Source organism: Siminovitchia sp. FSL W7-1587, from assembly GCF_037963795.1.
Taxonomy (GTDB): domain Bacteria; phylum Bacillota; class Bacilli; order Bacillales; family Bacillaceae_C; genus Siminovitchia; species Siminovitchia thermophila.
The window spans coordinates 63,911-86,783 of record NZ_CP150169.1 but is presented as its reverse complement, the minus strand read 5'-3'; the positions used below and the strand labels follow the sequence as shown (position 1 = coordinate 86,783).

General features: G+C 41.3%; 17 protein-coding genes. 7 read left to right on the top strand and 10 right to left on the bottom strand.

Going from position 1 to position 22,873, the window contains the following annotated elements:
- Positions 1–1,636: 1,636 nt before the first annotated feature.
- The 4 genes from NST31_RS00430 (at position 1,637) to NST31_RS00415 (ending at position 5,143) form a co-directional block, all read left to right on the top strand.
- Positions 1,637–2,932 carry an acetamidase/formamidase family protein gene (locus NST31_RS00430; RefSeq protein ID WP_077113451.1) on the top strand — a complete coding sequence of 432 codons (1,296 nt, stop codon included), beginning with the start codon at positions 1,637–1,639 and terminating at the stop codon, positions 2,930–2,932.
- A 219-nt stretch (positions 2,933–3,151) separates the two neighbouring features.
- Positions 3,152–3,373: a hypothetical protein gene (locus NST31_RS00425; protein ID WP_077113450.1), complete on the top strand. Its 222-nt coding sequence runs from the start codon at positions 3,152–3,154 to the stop codon at positions 3,371–3,373.
- A 253-nt stretch (positions 3,374–3,626) separates the two neighbouring features.
- A complete protein-coding gene (gene thiD, locus NST31_RS00420; protein WP_077113527.1) occupies positions 3,627–4,451 on the top strand; it encodes a bifunctional hydroxymethylpyrimidine kinase/phosphomethylpyrimidine kinase in 825 nt (274 codons plus the stop codon).
- 143 nt (positions 4,452–4,594) lie between these two features.
- Positions 4,595–5,143 carry a GNAT family N-acetyltransferase gene (locus NST31_RS00415; protein WP_339163276.1) on the top strand — a complete coding sequence of 183 codons (549 nt, stop codon included), beginning with the start codon at positions 4,595–4,597 and terminating at the stop codon, positions 5,141–5,143.
- Positions 5,144–5,341: 198 nt separating this feature from the next.
- On the opposite strand, the gene NST31_RS00410 is transcribed toward NST31_RS00415, so the two are convergent.
- Entirely contained in the window at positions 5,342–5,827 is a 486-nt protein-coding gene (locus NST31_RS00410; protein ID WP_077113448.1) for a staygreen family protein, read from the bottom strand.
- Positions 5,828–6,357: 530 nt separating this feature from the next.
- Between NST31_RS00410 and NST31_RS00405 the strand changes: the two genes are divergently transcribed.
- Positions 6,358–6,675 (top strand): DUF3784 domain-containing protein, encoded by a 318-nt coding sequence (locus NST31_RS00405; protein ID WP_077113447.1) that lies wholly within the window; start codon positions 6,358–6,360, stop codon positions 6,673–6,675.
- A 177-nt stretch (positions 6,676–6,852) separates the two neighbouring features.
- On the opposite strand, the gene argF is transcribed toward NST31_RS00405, so the two are convergent.
- The 9 genes from argF to NST31_RS00360 all read right to left on the bottom strand — a co-directional run bounded on the left by argF (position 6,853) and on the right by NST31_RS00360 (position 20,631).
- The gene (argF, locus tag NST31_RS00400) at positions 6,853–7,800 is read right to left on the bottom strand and encodes an ornithine carbamoyltransferase (RefSeq protein ID WP_077113446.1); all 948 of its coding nucleotides are present in this window, start codon (positions 7,798–7,800) and stop codon (positions 6,853–6,855) included.
- The gene (locus tag NST31_RS00395; RefSeq protein ID WP_339163272.1) at positions 7,800–10,913 is read right to left on the bottom strand and encodes a carbamoyl phosphate synthase large subunit; all 3,114 of its coding nucleotides are present in this window, start codon (positions 10,911–10,913) and stop codon (positions 7,800–7,802) included. The genes argF and NST31_RS00395 overlap by 1 nt, the downstream gene beginning before the upstream one ends.
- On the bottom strand, positions 10,906–11,955 hold the full coding sequence (locus NST31_RS00390; RefSeq protein WP_339163269.1) for a carbamoyl phosphate synthase small subunit: 1,050 nt from the start codon (positions 11,953–11,955) through the stop codon (positions 10,906–10,908). The genes NST31_RS00395 and NST31_RS00390 overlap by 8 nt, the downstream gene beginning before the upstream one ends.
- A 68-nt stretch (positions 11,956–12,023) precedes the next feature.
- Positions 12,024–13,157, bottom strand: coding sequence for an acetylornithine transaminase (locus NST31_RS00385; RefSeq protein WP_339163267.1), 1,134 nt, complete (start codon positions 13,155–13,157; stop codon positions 12,024–12,026).
- The gene (gene argB, locus NST31_RS00380; RefSeq protein ID WP_339163265.1) at positions 13,141–13,935 is read right to left on the bottom strand and encodes an acetylglutamate kinase; all 795 of its coding nucleotides are present in this window, start codon (positions 13,933–13,935) and stop codon (positions 13,141–13,143) included. The genes NST31_RS00385 and argB overlap by 17 nt, the downstream gene beginning before the upstream one ends.
- Positions 13,936–13,954: 19 nt before the next feature.
- Positions 13,955–14,989 (bottom strand): N-acetyl-gamma-glutamyl-phosphate reductase, encoded by a 1,035-nt coding sequence (gene argC / locus NST31_RS00375; protein ID WP_077113441.1) that lies wholly within the window; start codon positions 14,987–14,989, stop codon positions 13,955–13,957.
- 279 nt (positions 14,990–15,268) lie between these two features.
- Positions 15,269–17,701, bottom strand: coding sequence for a DNA topoisomerase IV subunit A (parC, locus tag NST31_RS00370; RefSeq protein WP_339163262.1), 2,433 nt, complete (start codon positions 17,699–17,701; stop codon positions 15,269–15,271).
- Positions 17,698–19,677, bottom strand: coding sequence for a DNA topoisomerase IV subunit B (gene parE / locus NST31_RS00365; protein WP_077113439.1), 1,980 nt, complete (start codon positions 19,675–19,677; stop codon positions 17,698–17,700). The genes parC and parE overlap by 4 nt, the downstream gene beginning before the upstream one ends.
- Positions 19,678–20,217: 540 nt before the next feature.
- The gene (locus NST31_RS00360; RefSeq protein ID WP_339165448.1) at positions 20,218–20,631 is read right to left on the bottom strand and encodes a CoA-binding protein; all 414 of its coding nucleotides are present in this window, start codon (positions 20,629–20,631) and stop codon (positions 20,218–20,220) included.
- A 496-nt stretch (positions 20,632–21,127) separates the two neighbouring features.
- Between NST31_RS00360 and plsY the strand changes: the two genes are divergently transcribed.
- Both plsY and NST31_RS00350 read left to right on the top strand, forming a co-directional pair.
- Entirely contained in the window at positions 21,128–21,709 is a 582-nt protein-coding gene (plsY, locus tag NST31_RS00355) for a glycerol-3-phosphate 1-O-acyltransferase PlsY (protein ID WP_077113525.1), read from the top strand.
- 31 nt (positions 21,710–21,740) lie between these two features.
- Entirely contained in the window at positions 21,741–22,871 is a 1,131-nt protein-coding gene (locus NST31_RS00350) for a CapA family protein (RefSeq protein ID WP_339163258.1), read from the top strand.
- Positions 22,872–22,873 lie beyond the last annotated feature (2 nt).

Here is a 22,873-nt window from a genome sequence, read left to right as displayed (position 1 = left end):
AGGTCAAACAGTTGAATGATCCCCTTATCAATATTTCGGCATTAATGACAAAGATTTTGGTTCAAATGTCCACACAATAACGGTCATTTGAACCAAAAAAAATGTGAAAAAGCTTGACCCCGCATTTTTAAACTTTGAGCCGAATTCATGTTAGGCGGCCAATTTTGTAATAAAGGTTTGATAATAAATATGAAATGGTGCAGGGAGAGGACTGGGCGCCCTTTCTTCCCAAAAAAATGAAGGAATTCGGTTAAGGAATTTCTTCATTTTTTGCTGATGATCCTACAAAGTAATTCCAATGAAAAACATTGGCATGTTGCTTTTGCGCCATACAAAAGTTACCCTTGGTATTAGGAACATCTTCATAAAAATGATATAGGATCTGAACAACTGGAGGAAAATATGAATCATCATAGACATAAAAGCGAAGGGAACCTGAACAACTGTAAACAAGTCAAATGGAGGTTGGTCCGACGATCATGTAATAAAGAAAGCAAGGAGTGGGAAAAATGTTTTTCAAAAATAATGCAGACATCAAAGCAGCAAATAACGCTTGTTGGGTAACATTTATATTTTTAGGGAGTGTGTTATTGATTAATTCTTTTTTTGAACTGTTTTTTCATAAAACATTCATGAAAAGTTCTTTTTTACTCCTGGTTCTAAGCTTACTCGTCTTTTTTATTAGTGATTTTTTATTTAGTATTAAAAATAAAAAAGCAAGAAAAAACTAAAATAGTAACTGCATTATTGTAATCTACATGAAAAGCTATGTGTTGCACCTATGGAGAATGACACCTTTCCCTTTTCAATTTACAGGCTTTAAGCCCAGCTGCTCCAAAGCTGGTACTGCTGCAATCCTCAAAGTAACCCACGTTGGGCTCTTTCCCCAATTTTTTTTTAGCACTGCAATGGCAATGCTCCATCCAGTCCCATGAATACCAATGATTAGAAAATTTATAATATTTAGATCCAATAACTGAATAAGCGTATAATTGCCACTGGCTGTACTGTTTCCTACTACTTCGAGGATTTCACCACAACTGCCAAAACATCTTCTTCATTTAACTAATAGAGTTATAAAGCAAATAAAATTCTTTAACATCGTCGCTTAATTGCTCAATGTCATTTTTACTATGAGCAATGTTACCATTTCCAGGTCAATCACCGCCCATTTTTAACCGTTAATGGATCTGAAATAACTCGTACTGTTAATTAGTAGACGGTATGCTTATTGTTGCTTTGTCATCTACTATTTTTTGAAAGCTGCTATGTTCCAATAGGGGCGACCTTCCATCCTGACTTTCAATATCTCATTAGGGCAGCCAAGAATTATCATTTTCATCAAAAGGTTTATAAAAAATTAACATATACATTGCCACACGGAGCCAATCATTAGGTAGAATGAACATATAACCAAATTTATATAAGGAGCTGCTGAGAAGGTTTTTCTTCTTTTTCACTTCGAAGTTCTATAAAAACTGGCAGTAGGAGGGACTATAAAAGAACATACACTGATAGGAACAAGGTGTTTGTCTGCGCTTAGGGAAAAGGATTTCAATATAGTTGACTTTTATCAATTACCATTTTTTTTACTTACAGCTTCCATAAAACCTAAAAGGGGAAAGGTTGAACAAATATGAACGCAAAGCAGACTGTATTTGTCAATAAATTTACAGATGGAATACTTGATCCCAATAAAGAAATGGAGTATGTCGTTCAAGATGGAGGATATATCGTCGCCAATACAACGCCTGGTTGTTGGGGACCCATGATAACGCCTGCTTTAAAAGGAGGACATGAAGTTACAAAACCAGTGTATGTGGAAGGTGCCGAAGTAGGCGACGCCATTGTTATTTATATAAAATCAATCGAAATCACTTCCATGGCGACGGCATCTGGAAACGATAAGCCAGTGGAAGGGCGTTTTAATGGCGATCCGTTTGTCGCCGCAATTTGCCCCGTCTGTAACACGGTCAATCCCGAGACAGTTATTAAAGGAATTGGTAATACGGCCATCCATTGTAAAACTTGTGATACTGATATTACTCCATTTGATTTTACACATGCTTATACGATTGCTTTCGATGATCAAAAAACAATGGGTCTGACCCTTACGAAAGAAGCAGCGGAAACGGTAGCCAAAGATGGCAGAAAATACATGTGTACGCCGGAGCAATCTATTCAAAATCCAATAGTGACTTTTGCACCTCATGATATGCCTGCGACGATGGCGAGAATCCGGGCGTTTTTAGGGCAACTAGGCACTGTTCCCGCAAGACCGATGCCAGACTCTCATAATGCTGGGGATTTTGGGCAATTTTTATTGAATGCGCCGCATGATTATGGAATTACCGAAGAGCAACTTGAGGATAGAACTGATGGCCATATGGATATTAATCGTGTGCGAGAGGGCGCGATACTCATTTGCCCAGTTAAGGTAAAAGGTGGCGGTGTCTATCTCGGTGATATGCATGCTATGCAAGGAGACGGAGAAATCGCCGGACATACAGCAGATGTTGCGGGTATCGTGAACCTGCAAGTACGAGTATTAAAAAATATGCAACTGGAAGGTCCGATCCTTTTACCAGTGGAAGAGGATTTACCTTATTTGGCCAAGCCTTTTACCGAACAAGAAAAACTGCGCGCCAAACAATTAGCAAAACAATGGAATATGAATGAAATCGAAGATTTATGTCCCATATCATTTGTAGGCACAGGCGCTAATTTAAATGACGCGACAACGAATGGCATGGAACGGGCCGCCAACTTTTTCGGCATTACGGTGCCGGAAGTGATGAATAGAGCTACAATTAACGGGGCTATTGAAATTGGCCGCCATCCTGGGGTGGTGACCGTAACATTTTTAGTTCCTGAATCCTATTTAAATAATAAAGGGTTGTTAGATTTAGCAAAAGAACAATATGAATTGTAAAGCTTAACACATCGTATAGGCGAGCTGACAGATACAGAAGTTCATTTTTTTAAAAAGAACCTAACGGCTGGGATGGTACAAAAAGTCAGTGACATTTGACTTTCTGCGCCATCCCCTTTTTCATCTAAATATCGCGTTGATATAATGGAAGGTCCTTTATTTTCGCTATCAATTCAATAATATTATGCTATCCTTTTATATAGGGGGTTAATGGTACCAATGCAAATAATTGATATGATGATGCTCTTAATAACGATTTCGCTTATCGTTTTTGTAGTGAGACAGAAAAAACTTGAAAACAAAATAGATTTTATATTGATTTTAATCGGGGCTGTTGCCATATTTATTGTAAATAATGTGTTTGTTTGGATCACCATTTGGGTGATGCTATTTCTTTATTTTGGGGTAAAGTATTTTATATTGAACAAAAAATCACGTTGACCAATCGTAAGTGGGAGCATTGTTCGCTCCAAAAGACGGGCATCACTATCTTGAACCTGCATGGTCTGTTGTAGTTGGTCAAACAATGAATAGAGATAGATAGGACAGATTCATTTTTATTGGCTAAAGTCAATGTACTACTATAAACTATTATCGGAGACAGGTGTTTTATTAGGATCAGCCTCAGTAATAGCGATCATTTATTAAGATCATAACTGAAACCGTTAAACATAGCTAAAGGAGAGGAACGTTGTTGACAGAAATTTATAAAGCACTTTCAATTGCGGGAACAGATCCAACCGGAGGAGCAGGTATTCATGCAGACTTAAAAGCCTTCCAAGAACAGGGAGTGTATGGAATGGCTGTGATTACATCGGTTGTGGCCCAAAACACACTCGGTGTTAAAAGCTTTGAGGAAATGTCCCAAAATAATATATCTCAGCAAATAGACTGTGTAATTGAAGACATCAAGCCTGATGCCGTAAAAACCGGTATGCTTGCAAGTATAGACATTATTGAACTAGTAGCTGAAAAGTTGAAAGCGGCAAATATTCAATCATATGTGATGGACCCGGTTATGGTCGCCAAAAGCGGGCATCATTTGCTTTATCAGGATGCTATTGATCATCTTAAAAAGTTATTGATTCCACAAGCGACGGTGATTACGCCCAATATCCCGGAAGCAGAAGTAATAATCGGGAAATCCATAGAAACTTTACAGCAGATGCGTGATGCCGCCAAAGAAATTGTCCAAGTATATGGAGCTAAAGCAGCCATCGTAAAAGGCGGGCACAGGGACGGAGAAGCCCGCGATGTTCTATACTTTGACGAGAACTTTGAGGAGTTTGTTTCTCCCCGTTTTGATACGAAGCATACTCATGGAACAGGTTGTACGTTTTCAGCAGTTATTACGGCGGAGCTGGCAAAGCAAAAAAGTATAAAGGAAGCTGTTACAGTAGGAAAAGAATTTATTTCCGCCGCCATTAAACATACCCTCGGTATTGGGAAGGGACAGGGGCCTACAAATCATTTTGCGTATCGATCGATGAATCAGCAGATAGCTAGGCAACCATTGTAATTTCTTGATTTTGCTAAAAAATACCCTTATACCTGCAGAGTCTAATGGAGAGCAGCCGGCTGACCATAATAAAAAATGAGCCGGCTGGAAAAAATTTGGGAATTTCTGATTATCCGATTAAATGTAAAAAGGAGGACAACAAGATGTTAAAAGTATTCTTGGTTCCTCACGAGTTACAATATGCCAGGTCTATCTCAGAGCTATCTTCAGAACCTGAAGTTAAGGATGCTTTAGGTCTTAGCGAAAACCATACATCCTTAAAAGGTACTGAGAATTTTATCAATTTTATTCTGGAACAGGAAAAATTAGGAAAGCAATATTCAAGGGTTATCTTAAACGAAGACCGCAAAGTAATCGGCGTGATCACACTAAAAAATATAAATAGAAACAATCAAACGAGTCATATGGGAACTTGGATAGGTCATCCATATTGGGGAAAAGGTTATAATCAATTAGCAAAGAAAGAAATGCTTTATACCGCATTTACAGAATTACATTTAAAGTATGTTTTTGCGGGCGCAAAATTATCCAACATTCGTTCCCGAAAAGCCCAAGAAAAGCTTCCATACATTAAAATTGGTGTAAATAAAGAGTTTCCTGAAGAACATGAAAAATTGTTAGCACGAGTAAAAGAACCATGTATTTTGAGTGTAATAGAAAAGGATGTTTTTCTTGAATGGTATTCAAATTGATTTCCGGTAAGGATTTCCTGCCAAAGAGGGAATGGAGGACAGCCGGCTAAAAAACAAATAGGCTTGCTTGTATAATTGGCTTGGCATTTTGTTTTTTAGTTTACATAATATATATTATAGGAAGTACAGGCAGGAAAATGCATTTTGTCTCAAAACCAAAGTATACTTTAAATAGTGAGACAAACAAAAAAACACAGGTTATGAACTGGCCTGTGTTTTTTTGTTGTTCAAGTATTGGCGCGGTGTTCCCATATATTGTGTAGTCCGAACGTGCCGATCCAATGAAGTGAATTCCATATATATAGGTGCGTCGAGCAGCCATGGCACATGAGAATAAAATGATCTGTCAGCATGTATAATAAAAGATATTGCTTCCGGGAGCATTTTCTCATATTGTTTTAATTTTTCACGAACGGCAAATACATCATTTTCCTTATCGCTTAAACAAATGTTACCTTTCATGACATATTCTCCGAGTTCGGGTCTCCATTCAGCGGTTAAAATATCTTCCTGATCATGATGAACGTTTAATAAGTTTAATGCATACTTATAGCCAATGGCCAAATAGCGGTTTGATGAATGATCCGATAAAATGAATGTATATTTCCGTCCATCTACCGGATGATAAACCGTTGCAGGAGGCAAAATGGTGACAGAAAAATGTTTCGTTTGCAATTTGTTCACGCTGTACTGCACCCCCCCATCCATGTTCTATTACATAATATGACGAACGCCTACAAGGGGTGATGCATCTTTTGCATTTCAAGCAAATTGAATTTCAAATCAACAGGGTTAGCCGGTGCACCTTTATTCCCCACCGGTAATAAGGTTCCGCTTCCTATTTGGTAAGCTCAAGTTGGCGCCCCCTAAAGGAAGCGCTTCCATTTTTTCTAAATGTGTTGGCGGTGCTGTCAAAGCTTTCCTTGTTCCAGTCGCTTCGCTTGCACTAGTACCTCCTATGCGTCGCAAGCCTTCCGGCAGTTGATCCCCCAGTGGCCATCTCGTTTTCTCTCAATTTGGGGTAATACCAGCGTAGCTGACACTACCCACAAAGTAGATGGAATGAAATTAGAAATTTATCGGTTACATCGTTATATTCCTGTTGGGTATCCGTTTAGTTTATATATTGTTATAAGTCTTTCTTTTATCGGGGAAACTTTTTTAATACGCACCCGTACGTATTATTGGACACTTAACTTTTTGGAGGTGTTAACATGTTATTGTTAAGCATGGGTATTTTTTTATTTGCTGTTTTAGGTGTGTTTCTATTGAATGGAAAAGGAATGTTTCTTATTGCAGGATTTAATACACTATCAAAAAAGGAAAAAGCAGAGTACGATAAACTGGCGTTGAGTAAATTCTATGGAAAAACGTTGCTAGCTTTGTCAGTAAGCATGGTATTTTGGTTATTAAGCGACATATTACAAAACAATTTACTATTCATTATTGGTTTGATTTTATTTACAGGTATTATTATCTTTGGCTTAGTGTACTCTCGGTTTGGGGATCGATTTAAAAAAGGAGTGGAATAAAAGAAAATACAACCTTTTCATGGGTTGCATTTTCTTTTCTGTTTAATTAAATGTTGATTGAAAAGGTAACTTCCTAATCATTGTATGGTATTCAACCAATTACCGAACAAGTTTAAAAAGTAGCCTTAGCCTAAACCCAATTGCTGATTGGAATCTTGCTGCCATTACTGCCAGTAATCAATCGGCCATCAGTGCCGCCAATACTGCTTTTTGGGCGTGAAGGCGGTTTTCGGCTTCATCAAATACAACGGATTGCGGTCCGTCAATGACTTCGGCAGTGACTTCCTCTCCGCGATGGGCAGGCAAACAATGGAGAAAAATGGCATCTTTCTTTGCGTGAGCCATGAGTTCGCTGTTTACTTGAAATTGTTGGAAAGCCTTTTCCCTTTCCTGCTGCTCTGCTTCCCATCCCATGCTCGTCCATACGTCCGTATATACTGCGTCAGCGTCCGAAACGGCTTCAACTGGATTGTTTGTCACTTCGATCACCGCTCCTGTTGCTTCCGCAAATTTCATGGCAGTTTCAATGACGGCTGCTTTTGGCTCATATCCTTTAGGTGCGGCTATAGAACAGCTTACACCCGTTTTGGCGCAGCCGATCATTAAGGAATGAGTCATATTGTTTCCGTCGCCGATATATGCAAGCTTCTTTCCTTCCAAGCTTCCTTTCTTTTCGTAAAGTGTCATTAAATCGGCCAGTACTTGGCAAGGGTGATAGTCGTCCGTCAACCCGTTTATGACAGGCACACTGGCGTTTGCCGCCAGCGTCACAACTGTATCATGTTCGTATGTGCGAATCATAATACCGTCCACATAACGTGAGAGCACTTTGGCGGTATCTTCGATTGTCTCCCCTCTCCCCATCTGCATGTCATTGCGGCCCAAGAACAAAGCGTGTCCTCCGAGCTGCGTCATTCCGACTTCAAAGGAAACTCGCGTCCTTGTAGATGATTTTTCAAATATCATCGCAAGTGATTTTCCCTTTAAGTATTGATGGTTTTCTCCTTTCTTTTGCATCTCTTTTAGTTTTATCGCATCCATGATTAATTGCATGATGTCTTGTTTGGACAAATCAGCCAACGTGAGTAAATGTTTTCCTTTCAGGTTCACTTGTGAGGCGATCATTATGTCAGCACTTCCTTTTCACAGTTTCCAAGCCAGTCTTGCATTGACTTTGGCTCAGTTATTTGTTGCTGCAAGCCTGATAAATAAGCTTCCAGTGTTTCTTTTTCGGTTAATATGTTGACTTGGGCCAAAGAAGCGATTTTCCGATTTTCAACGGAATGTTTAGAGTGACCGAGACTTACTAATATGGCCCCTCTTTGTTGTTTTATCCACTCGGCAAATGGCAATTCGGCAGTTTCGGTAACCGCCTGAAAACCGGATTCAGTAATGAATGTAAGCCATTTTTCCTGATCTGGGCATTCGTCGACGAAAAAGGCTAACTGTTCGGCATTTGCTGTCAAATGTTCGTTCCAAAGAACCGCTTTGGCCATTGCTTCATGAAATGTGTTTCCATTGGAGATCAGCTCGCCAGTAGACTTCATTTCGGGTGTCAAGACTGGATCCACCCCTTCAAGTTTTCCGGTGGAAAAAACAGGGTGCTTCACGGTGTAAAATGGTAGCTGATTCGGAACAACAGCAGACAATGCTGAACCAGTTAGTATTTTCACGCATTCATCAATTAAATTGATTCCAGTAATTTTGCTTACAATCGGCACCGTCCTTGACGCTCGCGGATTAACTTCAAGCACATAGACCGTTCCTTTATAAACAACAAACTGGACATTGAAGATTCCTTTGAATGCCAGCTTTTTTGCGATTTTTTCAGTGTATGAGAAAATCGTTTCTTTTACTTGATGACCTATATTTACAGGAGGAGTTACCGTAATACTGTCTCCTGAGTGGACCCCGGCTTTTTCAATATGTTCAAAATAAGCGGGAATGAATATGTTTTCTCCGTCTGCTAATGCGTCAATCTCTACTTCAACCCCTTGATAATACGCATCTATTAGAACCGGATATTGAATGGAATTTTTACATTGCTCCAATTCCTCTTTTTGTTGAATAATGAGCATTCCCTGTCCGCCTATGACATAAGAAGGCCTTAATAACACTGGGAAGCCGATCCTTTCCGATTTCTCCAGCAATTCATCGGCATCATGAGCTGTCAATCCCGGAATATGGGGAATGGTAAGCTCTTGCAAGAGCTGATAAAATTTCTCCCGGTCTTCCACTTGATCGATTTGATCCTGTGAAATGGACAATAGGGGAAATCCAAAGTTTTCTAGCCCATCCGCCAAATTAATGGCCGTTTGGCCGCCCAGTTGTACAATGACGCCGTCGGGCTTTTCATAATCTAAAATATTTAAGACGTCCTCCAAATGAAGCGGTTCAAAATAGAGGCGGTCGGCGATTTGAAAATCCGTACTTACCGTACCTGGATTATTGTTGATCAAAATCGTCTTATAGCCGGCTTTTTTCAAAGATAATGCCGCATGAACGGTACAATAGTCAAACTCGATCCCCTGTCCAATCCTGACAGGTCCCGACCCGATAATGGCCACTTTGCGCTTCGTATTGTTTTTGACGACATCCCCTTCTCCTTTCCATGTGGAGTAGAAGTAAGGAGCCGCTGCCGGAAATTCTCCCGCGCAAGAATCAACCATTTGAAAAACAGGGGTGATGTTTTCTTGAATCCGTTTTTCCCGGACTGCAGCAAGGGTGGTTTTCCATATCCTAGCAAGCCATTGATCGGAAAATCCTTTTTCCTTTAGCCGTTTTAAAAATTCATGTGACACTGTTTCCAATGTTTTCTTTTTTGCTTGTGCTTCCAATTGAACAAGTTCTTGCAGGCAATCCAGAAAATACATATGAATGTGCGTTGTTTCTTGGATTTCTTTGCTTGAAACACCTCTTCTCATGAGTTCCAGAATGGAAAAGAAGCGTTCATCATCCGCCTGCGAAACAGAAGTCCATAATTGACTTTCAGTGTACGAAGCTAATCCTTCCAGCTCCAAGCCGCATGTTTTTAATTCAAGGGATCTGACAGCTTTTTGAAATGCTGCGGGTAAAAGCCTATCTATGGCCATTATTTCTCCTGTTGCCTTCATTTGGGTACCGAGCTTGCGCTGTGCCTGCGGAAATTTATCAAAAGCCCAACGCGGCATTTTAACAACCGTGTAATCTACCACTGGTTCAAAGCTGGCAAAAGTCGTACCGGTAACCGGATTGATTAGTTCATGCAGATGATAGCCCAAACTGAGTTTGGCGGCTATTCTTGCAATTGGATAACCCGTCGCTTTCGAGGCAAGGGCAGAAGACCGGCTTAGGCGGGGATTCACTTCGATTAAATAGTATTGATCACTGTGTGGGTCATGGGCAAATTGAATATTACAGCCGCCGACAATTCCCAATGCGCGAATAATTTTCACCGCCGATTTATAAAGCGTATTAAATTCACTGTCAGAAAGGGTTTGTTGTGGTGCGATGACAATTGAATCACCTGTATGGACGCCCACCGGATCAAAGTTCTCCATACTGCAAATCGCAATGCATGTGTCATTGGCATCCCGGACCATCTCAAACTCAATTTCTTTAAAGCCTGCAATGCTTTTTTCAATTAAACATTGTGTAATGGGGCTGGAATCCAATCCTTTTTTCACAATGGAACGGAGTTCTTCCCAATTGGAGGCAATTCCTCCTCCCCCTCCGCCTAACGTATATGCCGGGCGAATAATAATGGGGAAACCCTGTTGCTTTGCAAATGTGATGGCTTCTTCAACCGAATGGATAATTTCGCTCTCGGGAACAGGTTCTTTCAGCTCATGCATCAGTTTGCGGAAAGCCTGGCGATCTTCTCCCTGAATAATAGACTCTGGGGATGTACCCAACACTTTCACATCATACTGTTCGAGAATGCCCCGTTTATATAAATCGACAGTCAAGTTGAGCCCTGTTTGTCCTCCAAGTGTTCCAAGGATTCCATCAGGCTTCTCTTTTTTGATGATCTCTGTCATACTGTCAATGGTCAATGGTTCAAAGTAAACTGTTTTGGCAAACTGTTCATCTGTCATAATGGTCGCCGGATTATTATTGACCAAAACGACGTCGCAACCTTCTTCTTTGAGAGCCATGCATGCTTGCGTTCCGGCATAGTCAAATTCGGCAGCCTGACCGATAACGATCGGCCCGGAACCGATGACCAATACTTTCTTGATGTCTTTCTTTTTAGGCATACACTCTTGCTCCTTTGCGTTCTCCAAGATGATGGAAAAAAGTTTGAAATACAATCGTATTCAGCGGATGATCATAAAGATCCGGGTGAAATTGATACGTTGCTATCGGATAATGTTCATGAACAAGCCCTTCAATGGTTCCGTCATGAACATTTTTAAAGGAAATGCGCCATCCATTCTTATTAAGTTGTTTGTCTTGGACAGCATACCCATGATTTTGAACGGACATATATACTTTTTGTGTTGTTGAATCGATGATCGGCTCTTTGAAGCTTCTGTGTCCCGTCCGCATTTTTTCCACGTTGCCGCCGAAAGAAAGCGCCAAAATTTGGTGGCCAAGTCCCAAACCAAGAACCGGGTAGCTTACGGCCATGTGCTTATATTCGTTTAAGTATTGTTCCCATAACAATGGATTTCCGTATCCTCCGGAAAAAATCAAACCGTCCGGATTCAGTGAATCTATCTGTTTTTTCGTAGCGTGATCAGGAACAATCGTCACCTTGCAATCGATTTTTTTAAGAAGTTTCAGCAAAGATTTTTTATATCCAAAATCAATGATGACGATATGGTTTTTTCCCTCTTTTAAGATCATGTCAACTTTTTTCTTATCTGCTCTTCCTTCTTTTTGATCAATCGGAAATAGTTGGTTGCTGCTGCCCAGTGTCAAAACAGCCGGCATTTCCCCCGCATATTTAACCTTTTTGACGATGGCCCGGGTATCTGCCCCAGCCAAGATGGGGATGTTTGCCGTCAATAATTCATGGTACAAATCGGCATTTTGCGGTATGGATAAATCATCTTGGATGATCAGTCCATTTATTTGAATCTGATCACTTTCAAATTGTTCTTTATCCAATTCGACATTTACTATTCCCGGAAATGTCGCTACCACTATTTTTCCTTTGTTTGCCGGATCGGTGATAAATTCTTGAATCCGTCCCATACCTGTATAAAAAATGATTTCTCCAAAGGAGTCGCTGTTTTTTCCATGCCACTGGCCTGTAAATCGTTCACCATTAGCGAGCAGTAAGGATCCTTCCATTCTTCCTTTCCCCGCTTTCGTATTTTTATTTTTAAATTTGCATTTTTATGCATTTCCATGTAAAAAAATTAAACTGTCTTTTCAATGATATTTAATGCTTCCTCCAGCTCCTTATAAGTAACTGTTAAAGGAGGGAGCATTCTTAACACATTTGGTCCGGCGTTTAATGCAAGAAGTCCGTTCGCCCTTAAGTTGGTAACCAAAGAGCCGACATCTTCCTTAAATTCGAGGCCATACATGAGCCCTTTGTGGCGAATGTTGACCAAGCCATCAAGCCGATCCTTCATTTTCGTTAACTGTTTTGCAAAAAAGTCCGCTTTGTCCTCTACTTCTTGAAGAAAATGTTCCTGAAACACGATGTTAAGCACCGCTTTGGCAGCTGTCATCGCAAGTGGTCCACCGCCGAATGTAGTGGCGTGGCTGCCCGGTCCAAATGCCGAACTTAACTTTTTCTTTCCAATCATCGCTCCGACAGGTATGCCGTTTCCAAGTCCCTTCGCTGATGTAATGATATCCGGCGAAATATTGTAATGTTGATAGGCAAATGGTTTTCCTGTTCTGCCAATGCCCGTTTGAACTTCGTCGATGATTAGCAGGAGTCCGTTATCGTGACACACTTGCTCCAATTTTTTGAGAAAATCATAGTCGGCAGGGATGACGCCTCCCTCGCCTTGAATCACTTCCAGCATGACTGCGGCCGTTTGTCCATCTATGGCCTCTTTAACTGCTTCGATGTTGTTATATGGCACATGTTGAAATGTTTCAAGCATCGGGCCAAAGCCGGTCTTTACTTTCTCTTGTCCTGTTGCCGCGATCGTTCCAAGCGTTCTGCCATGAAATGATTGGAGAAACGTAATAATTTTCGGTTTTCCGGTAAACTTACGAGCCAATTTAATAGCTGCTTCATTTGCCTCTGCCCCGCTGTTCGCAAAAAATACCAAGTCTCCGCAAGAATGGTTCGCCAGCAGTTCTGCCACTTGTTCCTGCAAAGAGCTTTGAAACAAGTTGGATGTATGCCACAATTTTTCCAACTGTTCTTGAACAGGGCCAACAACCTCGGGATGGCAATGCCCCAGATTGCATACACCAATGCCGGAAGTAAAATCCAAATAATCTTTGCCATTTGTATCAATCACTTTTGTTCCTAAGCCGGATGAGATTTCTACATCCCATTTGGCATATGTGTTAAATAGATGAGACATACGGGATTTCCTCCAATTCTTTCTTTATCGTTGTCCCGATAATTTTTCCTTCACTGACTATGTGGGCATTTCCACTTACGATCATGACTTCGCTCATTCCCTCATCAAGGCTGTCCAGAGCGGCTTTGACCTTTGGAATCATGCCTCCCGTAATCGTTCCTTCATTTATCAAGTTGAGAATTTCTGATTTGGTTGCTACTTCCATTAATTGTTCATTCTTTAAAATGCCGGGAACATCTGTGACAAATAATAGTTTTTCAGCATCCAAGGCAGTGGCAATAGATCCCGCTGCCGTATCTGCGTTAATATTATAAGAGATTTTGCCATCTGCTCCAGGTGCGATCGGTGAAATGACCGGAATCATTCCCAGCGCCATTACTTTTAGCAGCAAATGTTTATTGACATGTGTTATTTCTCCGACATAACCGAGCTTTTCAAAATCAATCGGCTTTGCTTCAAGTAAAGGTCCGTCAAAGCCTGTCATTCCGATGGCAGACAGCCCGTGGTTGTTTACATTTCTGACGATCGTATTGGTCATGCTTCCTGATAAAACCATCTCTACCACATCCATAACCGCTTTTGTTGTTTTTCTTAAGCCGTTATGAAACTCGGACTTTATTTTTAAGTTGTGAAGCATTTGATTAATAGCCGGTCCGCCGCCATGTACGATTAAAGGCTGCCATCCGCCGTCCTTTAGTTTTTTTATTCCTTCATAAAATTCGTCGGACAGTGAATCGATCATGCTTCCGCCGAACTTAATGACAATGATTTTACTCATGACTGCTTCCCTCCTGAATTTATGGGTAAACGGGGGAAAGTTGTAGTCCCGCTGTTTCGTCCAGTCCACATAAAATATTGGCGTTTTGCACCGCCTGCCCGGCAGCTCCCTTCATCAGATTGTCGATCACTGACACAATTGTTAGCCTGCCGGTCCGTTCATCCAGTAAAAATCCGATATCGCAATAATTGGAACCGAACACTTCTTTTGTTGCAGGGAACTGGTTATTGTTTCTGATGCGAATAAAAGGTTCATCTTTATAAAATTCCATGTATAACTGCTCTATCTTGGCTTGGTCCACGGATGAAGCAAGTGATACATAAATCGTTGACATAATGCCCCGGGTCATTGGAACAAGATGAGTGCTAAACGTGATCGGAGCTTCATATCCCCAAGTTGAAAGCATCTGTTCCATTTCCGGTATATGTTGGTGTTGATTCACTTTGTATATTTTGAAATTTTCATTGAGTTCGCTGTAAATCGTTCCAAAACTCGCTGTTTGTCCAGCGCCGGAAACACCGGATTTGGCGTCAATAATAATAGACCCTTCTTTAGCCAGCTTGTTTTGGACAACAGGCGCCAAGCCAAGCAACGTGGCTGTAGGGTAGCAACCAGGGTTGGATATAAACTTCGTATCCTGTTTGATGGCCGATCGGTTTATTTCCGGCATGGCATAAACTGCTTGATCTACCCATTCCTTCGGAGCCGGTTTCTTGTTATACCACTTTTCATACTGCTCTATATTTTTCAACCGGAAATCTCCCGATAAATCAATTACTGTACATCCTGCTTTCAATAACGACGGGGCAATTTCAGCAGAAATTCCCGATGGCACCCCCAAAAACACAATATCCGTTTGTTTGGCAATTGCTTCCGGATGAATTTCATCCAATGTCATAGAAAGATGCGATAAATGAGGATAATGGGCAGTTATATCCTTTCCTTGTTGTGATGATGAATAAATCGCTGCTATCGTAAAAGCTGGATGAGATTGTAAAATTCTTAGCAGTTCCGCTCCCCCGTATCCAGTTGCCCCAATAATTCCCACTTTCACTACCAACACTCCCTTAAAACGTGATCCACTCCAAATTTTTCCGTTATTCTTTAGATGTTATATATTATACGCTGTATAAAAATTAATTCAATAGTATATTTATAACATTTTTATATATAAAGAAAATTTGGCCAGTAATAAGCACTTCGGTAAGCTAAATTCCCCACAACATAGCTCATTACGGTGCATCATTTCAGCGCGGAAAATAAAAAAACGCACCCCAATTGTTAAACCGTGTCTAACAATCGGAGTGCCGTTATTCACAACCAAAAGGTTGTTTTATCCTTCTATGGGTTCCGCATCCTCCCATATTTCAATTGAATGTCCATATTCTTTTTCATCAATCAAAAACGATCCGTTCGAATATCTGTCATTGAATTTTAGTGTAGCTGGTTGAAGTTGCTCAACGTTCCCTTTTTCAGTTAAAACAAAGACGGGCTTGTTTTCGTACAATACGGCCACTCCAATAACCCGGTGCGGATTGTTTTTTAATTCGCGGAGCAAGACTGTTCCTCTTTTGGCGCGCCCGCCTTTCTCAAATTCTGTGAACTTCATTTTCTTAACCGCCCCGCGGTTCGTCACAATCATAATGGCAGGTTCCGTTTCGGCTTTAATCACTTCTGCGCCAACTACAATATCTTTCTCCTTCAAATCAATGCCTTTTACCCCAAGCGCTCGGGCTCCAATCGGATTAACCTCTGTTTCATTAAATAAGAGACTGTATCCGAGTTTCGTCACGATGAAAATATCATCTGTTCCGCTGGATAGTTGAACATTGATGAGAGCATCATGTTCCCGCAAGTTAACTGCTACAAGCGGCTTCGAATAGCGCTGCGGCTGGTAGAGTTTCAGTGGACTTTTCTTCACCATGCCATATTTCGTAAAGAACACAAGGAATTGATCCTCTTGAAACTCTTTAATGGATAGAGCTTTTATAATTACTTCATCCTGTTCGATAGGAATGATTCCCGATATATGCTGACCCAAGTCTTTCCAGCGGATATCCGGCAGTTCATGTACAGGAATATATAAAAAGTTTCCTTTGTTCGTAAAAAGTAAAAGAGTGTCTCCTGTATGCAATTCTTCTTGAAGCAAGAGCCGGTCAAGCTCTTTCATCGCCAAATCGCTGCCATTTGAAGCGGAGTATGATCTTAAACTTGTTCTTTTTAAATAACCTTCCTTTGTCACCGTTACAATGACATCTTCATTTGGAATCATGACTTCCAAATTAATTTTAAGGTCCTCTATTTCATGCTCGATGATCGTACGTCGTTCATCAGCATATTTTTTCTGGATGGCTTTTAACTCTTTTTTAATGACGCTTAATAATTTCTTTTCACTGTCCAAAATCTCTTTCAGCTTTTTGATTATCTCTTTCAATTCTGCTTCTTCTTTCTGCAAAGCAGTGATGTCCGTATTTGTCAGACGATACAATTGCAAGGATACGATCGCCTCTGCCTGTTTTTCAGAAAAGGCGAAATTCAATATAAGGTTGTCTTTGGCATTGCGTTTGTCTTTGGAGGCGCGGATGGTTGCTATCACTTCATCCAGAATCGAAAGAGCCTTCATGAGACCTTCCACAATATGTTGCCTCTCCAATGCTTTTTCCAAATCGAAGCGGGAACGGTTGGCGACGACTTCTTTCTGATGTTTGATATAGGAATCCAAAAGATCAAGAATTCCCATCAGCTTTGGCCGCTGATCTCTTATGGCAACCATATTAAAGTTATAGGTTACTTGGAGATCGCTGTTTTTAAATAAATAATTCAAGATTCCTTCGGCATCCGCTTCTCTTTTTAACTCGATGACCATCCGAAGGCCGGTTCTGTCGGTTTCATCCCGAACCTCGGCAATTCCTTCAAGCTTCCGGTCGATTCGAAATTCGTCAATCCTTTTCACAAGATTGGCTTTGTTTACATCGTAAGGAATCTCACTGATGACAATTTGCTTTCTTCCTCCGCGAATCGTCTCAATATCCGTTTTGCCTCTGACAACAATTCTTCCTTTTCCAGTTTCATACGCTTTCTTGATTCCGTCCACACCTTGAATAATGCCCCCTGTAGGGAAATCTGGGCCTTGGATGACCGTCATGATATCATCGACGGTGCACCCAGGTTTATCCATCCGCATGATGACGGCATCGATCACTTCTCCGAGATGATGTGGGGGAATATCGGTCGCATAACCTGCCGAAATACCTGTGGAGCCATTGACGAGAAGGTTTGGAAACCGCGCCGGAAGCACAGTCGGTTCAGAGGATGTATCATCAAAGTTTGGTACATGTTCCACTGTTCTTTTTTCGATGTCTCGAAGCAGCTCGGAAGAAAGCTTGGAAAGACGGGCTTCCGTATAACGCATTGCCGCAGCCGGATCACCGTCTATACTTCCATTATTTCCGTGCATCTCAATTAATACGTTTCTTACTTTCCAGTCTTGGCTCATACGAACCATTGCTTCATACACTGATGTATCTCCATGCGGGTGATAGTTCCCAATGACGTTCCCTACCGTTTTTGCCGACTTTCTAAAACCTTTGTCTGCGGTGTTTCCATCTTGATGCATGGCATATAAAATTCTGCGCTGTACCGGCTTCAGCCCGTCTCTGGCATCCGGAAGCGCCCGTTCCTGAATAATATACTTGCTGTAACGGCCAAATCGGTCACCCAGTACTTCCTCAAGAGGCAAATCTTGAAATCTTTCCATTGCCGTCATAAATCAACAGCTCCCCCTTCTGATGTCAAGTTCTCATTTTCAAGTATATTCATGTCGTCCTGCATGCCGAATTGAACATTGTTTTCAATCCATTTTCTCCGTGGTTCCACTTTGTCCCCCATTAGCGTCGTCACACGTTTTTCCGCACTTGCCGCGTCATCAATCAGCACCCTGATCAGCGTTCTTGTTTCCGGGTTCATCGTCGTTTCCCACAGTTGATCGGGATTCATTTCACCAAGACCTTTATATCTTTGCAACATATATCCTTTGCCGACCTTTTTTGTTACATCTGCCAATTCATCGTCTGTCCATGCGTATTCGACAATCGCTTTTTTTCCAGTTCCTTTGCTTACTTTATAAAGGGGCGGGAGCGCAATAAATACTTTTCCGGCTTCAATCAAGGGTTTCATATAACGGTAAAAAAAGGTAAGAAGCAATACTTGAATATGGGCTCCGTCCGTATCGGCATCGGTCATGATGATAACTTTATCGTAATTGACGTCTTCAAGATTGAATTCAGGTCCGACGCCTGCGCCGATCGTATGGATAATCGTATTGATTTCTTCATTTTTAAATATATCCTGAAGCTTCGCTTTTTCCGTGTTGACCACCTTGCCGCGCAGCGGGAGAACTGCCTGGAACCTGCGGTCTCTTCCCTGCTTTGCCGAACCGCCCGCCGAATCTCCTTCCACTAAATACAACTCATTTTTCTTCGGATTTTTCGACTGGGCGGGCGTCAGTTTACCTGAAAGCAACGCGTCGGATCTCCTTCTGCGTTTTCCGCTTCTCGCCTCTTCCCTGGCTTTTCTTGCCGCCTCCCGTGCCTGAGCCGCTTTAATCGCTTTTTTCACAAGCATGGAGCTGACATTGGGGTTTTCGGCCAAGAAGTAGGCCAGCTGTTCCGATATAATCGTATCAACAGCGGATCTTGCCTCGGCTGTTCCCAGCTTTCCTTTTGTTTGTCCTTCAAATTGAAGTAATTCTTCTGGAATTCTTACGGATAAGATAGCAGCCAAACCTTCCCGGATATCCGAACCTTCCAGGTTTTTATCTTTTTCTTTCAGCAATCCTGTTTTTCTCGCAAAATCATTGACGGCTCTTGTGATCGCCGTTTTCGCGCCCACCTCATGTGTTCCGCCGTCTTTTGTCCGGACGTGGTTTACAAAAGACAAAATATTCTCGGCGTAGCCATCATTAAATTGAAATGCAAAATCTACCTCGATGTCATTCGCCGTCCCTTCAAATGAAACGACAGAATGAAGGGCATCTTTTTCTCCATTTAGGTATTCCACAAAAGCTTCAATGCCATTTTCATAGCAAAATACTTCGTGCTGCCCGCTGCGCAGATCATTGACTTCAATTGTGAGCCCTTTTAATAAAAATGCTGATTCCCGAAGCCTGCTGCTCAAGATTTCATAATTTAACGTGGTTGTACTGAAAATAGCCGGGTCGGGCTTAAAATGAATTTTGGTTCCGGTTTGCCTCGTCGTTCCCCTTTTCTCAAGCGTTGTGGCCGGTTTTCCGCCATTTTCAAATTTTTGTTCGTATATAACACCATCTCTTTTAATCGTTACGATGAGCCATTCAGAGAGTGCGTTCACAACAGAAGCGCCAACCCCATGCAAGCCTCCGCTCGTCTTGTATCCTCCTTGGCCGAACTTCCCTCCTGCATGCAAAACGGTCAATATGACTTCTGTAGTAGGTTTGCCTGTTTGATGGATTCCGGTAGGCATACCGCGCCCTTTATCCTCCACGCTTACACTGTGATCCTTATGCAGCGTAACGATAATTTGGTCGCCATATCCTGCTAAAGCTTCATCCACCGAGTTGTCGACAATTTCATAAACAAGGTGATGAAGACCGCGGGCATCCGTGGAGCCTATATACATGCCGGGCCTTTTTCGGACAGCATCCAGCCCTTCCAGCACTTGAATCGAATCTTCGTTATATTCCATCGTTGTCATATTTTTACTCATTATAAAACGACTCCTCTTTCATAGAGCTTTCCAGTTATAAAACACTTGTTCGCATATTGTACTATATCATATTTTTCCAAGCATGTCTTATTGTATATCCGGAAGCTCTCTTTTTGCAAATGGTGAAGGGATTATACGTCTCAAGAGTTTGCCGAAATGTTCATAAGTGTTATTTCCGGCTTACTTCTTTTTTTGCTGTTTCATCAGTGCCGCCCTTCTGTCATTTTCATTTTCTTTGATGAACATGAAAAGACCGTCCTTCAGCAGGACGGAAAGTCAAATCATTGCGTTCCTTTGAATTTATAAAGCTTCTTGTATCAAATGCCTGACAAGCATCCACATTTTTTAAATTTGCAAAAAAGCACGCAACCAGTTGATCTGTTTGCTTGAATTGATATGAAACAAGCAAAGACGGGTTGCGTGCCTTGTGGAGGTTTCCAAAAAGATTTGCGTGAACGACATTAGGCTTAGAGTGCGTGTAAAATGGTACGCCTTGGCGATTTCGAATACTATAGACTAAACATATGCCCGCTGTGGCGCTTATTTTGTTAAGGCGTGCTCCACTTTAATGCATCTGTCCATGATGACAGTATAGCCCTTTTCCTTTAAAAATTCATACGCCTCTTCATTTTGCACACCTAATTGGGCCCAAAATACATCTGCGTCAATTTCAACGAATTCTTTCGCAATCTCCGGCAAAAACTCAGAACGCCTAAAAACATTGACGATATCAACATGTCCTTCAACTTCCTTTAATGAATCAACAGCTTTGATGCCAAACACTTCATCTACAGTTGGATTAACAGGGATGATTTCGTAACCAGCATCTTTCATTGCCTCTGATACCATATATGAAGTTCTTTCAGGATTATCACTAAGGCCCACAACGGCTATTCTTTTTGCTTTTTTCAAAATTTGTCCCATTTCTTCTCTTGTTGGATTTTCTATCGCCATTTCATATCCTCCTTCAATAAGTCTCGTCTTAATCATATCGTAATTCACTCCTGTTTTTCATGCAAGCGATTACGTATACACAATTATGATGGGGACATGGTACAATAAAGTGAAACTTCAATCAGCCGGTATTCCCTGGTTGTTAGTTAACCCAATCGGGCTTTTACTTCGATGACAATACCGTCGAAGTTTTTCCTAGTCCTGTCAAACTGGCCGAATCAGGCTTTTACTGGCATTGTATCACCACTGCTCACTTCCTGTATTACCTTTGATTTTTAGAGCGGGATTATACTGCCAGTTAATGCGGGATATGTGAAACTTCAATCAGCAAGGTATTTGCTGATTGTTAGTTGATCCAATCGGGCTTTTACTGGCAGTAGATCCTCGCTGCTCGCTTCCTGTATTACCTTGATTTTTGGAGCAGGGGATTGTACTGCCAGTTAATGCGGGATAAAAAAGCATTTTTGTGGATTAATAGAAAGAGGGGCAAATGCTGATGATGCAAATCGTTGTTTTGTTATTATCATACTTGATTGGTTCTATTCCTTCCGGTTTAATTGTAGGAAAAGTATTTTATGGAATTGATATCCGTGAACACGGCAGCGGCAATTTAGGGGGGACTAATACGTTTCGCGTATTAGGTAAAAAAGCCGGGATAGCCGTTACGGCAGCGGATATTTTAAAAGGAACGGCTGCTACGTTTTTGCCCACCCTGTTTAGCGTTGATATGCATCCTTTGCTCGCGGGTGTGTTTGCGGTGCTAGGTCATACATTCCCGGTGTTTGCCGGTTTTCGCGGGGGAAAGGCTGTCGCTACATCGGCAGGCGTTCTTTTGGGATATGAGTATTGGCTATTTATTGTTCTTGTTAGCGGATTTTTACTTACTCTAAAAATATCAAAATATGTTTCATTATCTTCAATGGTGGCCGGCTTATTTGGCATTATTTATTGCATCATTCTTGGTGACTGGGTGCTGGTGTTGGTTGTTTCAGCACTGGAGCTGTTTGTCATTTACAGGCACAGGGCAAATTTAAAACGAATAAGGGATAAAACTGAGCCAAAAGTGAAATGGATATAACAAACAATTGACTGAAAGACGGGTTTTCTATATGAAAAATAAAGTATATTTGTTCCTCGTTTTTTTGGGCCTGGCCAGCGTATTATTTTTTTATGGGGTGAGCAGTGAACAGCGGAAACGACATTCACCTCATCAGGGTTTTGAAACTATGCCGGCTAAGGAGATTAATCTTCGACCCAAAAGCTTCGAAACGGAAGCCACGATTGCCGGAATAGGGGATATTCTTATTCACGACAAGTTGTATAATGATGCGCGATCACATAATGGTTATGATTTTTCGCCGATGTTTTCTCACATCAAGCCGTTACTCCGAAAACCAGATTTATTGATTGCCAACCAGGAGTCGATCCCGGGAGGAGAGGAACTCGGCATTTCAGGCTATCCCCGTTTTAACAGCCCGCATGAAATTGTAGATGCATTGCAGGATGCAGGGATTGACTTTGTCACAACAGCTAATAACCATTCCCTTGATAAGGGAGAAAGCGGCATTTTAAACGCCATCCGTTATTATGAAAAGAAAAACATGAATTATACTGGAACCTTTAAAAGCTCCGAAGACAAAGCCCGGATTCGGATAGTAGAAGTAAAAGGAATCCGCATCGCCATTTTGGCCTACGCTGAACATTTTAACGGTCTACGGGTTCCCGATGGGAAAGAATATTTAGTAAGTAAGCTTGAGAAGCATAACGTTCTTTCTGATATTGAAAAAGTGAAAAAAGAAGCAGACGTCGTTGTTGTCGCTTTGCACTGGGGGGATGAGTATGTCCGCCAACCCAATGCAACACAAAAGGAGCTCGCAAAAGAATTCATTTTTAATGGAGCAGACATCATTCTTGGACATCATCCGCATGTTCTTCAGCCCATACAGTTTTTAAAGCAAAAAGACGGGAAAAAAGGTATGGTTGTCTATTCCTTGGGCAATTTTTTATCTGGCCAAGATTTGAATTACAGGGACATTGGCGGAATGATTGAAATCACCGTAAAAAAGGTTGGCATTCCGGGAAATACAGTGACCACTATAGAAAAAGTAAACTTTCATCCGACTTTTACTGCGAATGAAGGAAGAAAAAATTATCGTGTCTTTCCTATTGATCAGGCCGCAAAGCACGGATGGACAAATGAAAACTCTAGAAGCATCAATACATTCATGCACATTCCTTGATC

Coding starts and splice junctions, on each gene's coding strand:
- NST31_RS00430 (WP_077113451.1), top strand. CDS start 1,637: ATGAACGCAAAGCAGACTGTATTTGTCAATAAATTTACAGATGGAATA.
- NST31_RS00425 (WP_077113450.1), top strand. CDS start 3,152: ATGCAAATAATTGATATGATGATGCTCTTAATAACGATTTCGCTTATC.
- NST31_RS00415 (WP_339163276.1), top strand. CDS start 4,595: ATGTTAAAAGTATTCTTGGTTCCTCACGAGTTACAATATGCCAGGTCT.
- NST31_RS00405 (WP_077113447.1), top strand. CDS start 6,358: ATGTTATTGTTAAGCATGGGTATTTTTTTATTTGCTGTTTTAGGTGTG.
- argF (WP_077113446.1), bottom strand. CDS start 7,800: ATGATCGCCTCACAAGTGAACCTGAAAGGAAAACATTTACTCACGTTG.
- NST31_RS00395 (WP_339163272.1), bottom strand. CDS start 10,913: ATGCCTAAAAAGAAAGACATCAAGAAAGTATTGGTCATCGGTTCCGGG.
- NST31_RS00390 (WP_339163269.1), bottom strand. CDS start 11,955: ATGGAAGGATCCTTACTGCTCGCTAATGGTGAACGATTTACAGGCCAG.
- NST31_RS00385 (WP_339163267.1), bottom strand. CDS start 13,157: ATGTCTCATCTATTTAACACATATGCCAAATGGGATGTAGAAATCTCA.
- argB (WP_339163265.1), bottom strand. CDS start 13,935: ATGAGTAAAATCATTGTCATTAAGTTCGGCGGAAGCATGATCGATTCA.
- parC (WP_339163262.1), bottom strand. CDS start 17,701: ATGACGGCAATGGAAAGATTTCAAGATTTGCCTCTTGAGGAAGTACTG.
- parE (WP_077113439.1), bottom strand. CDS start 19,677: ATGAGTAAAAATATGACAACGATGGAATATAACGAAGATTCGATTCAA.
- NST31_RS00360 (WP_339165448.1), bottom strand. CDS start 20,631: ATGGCGATAGAAAATCCAACAAGAGAAGAAATGGGACAAATTTTGAAA.
- plsY (WP_077113525.1), top strand. CDS start 21,128: ATGATGCAAATCGTTGTTTTGTTATTATCATACTTGATTGGTTCTATT.
- NST31_RS00350 (WP_339163258.1), top strand. CDS start 21,741: ATGAAAAATAAAGTATATTTGTTCCTCGTTTTTTTGGGCCTGGCCAGC.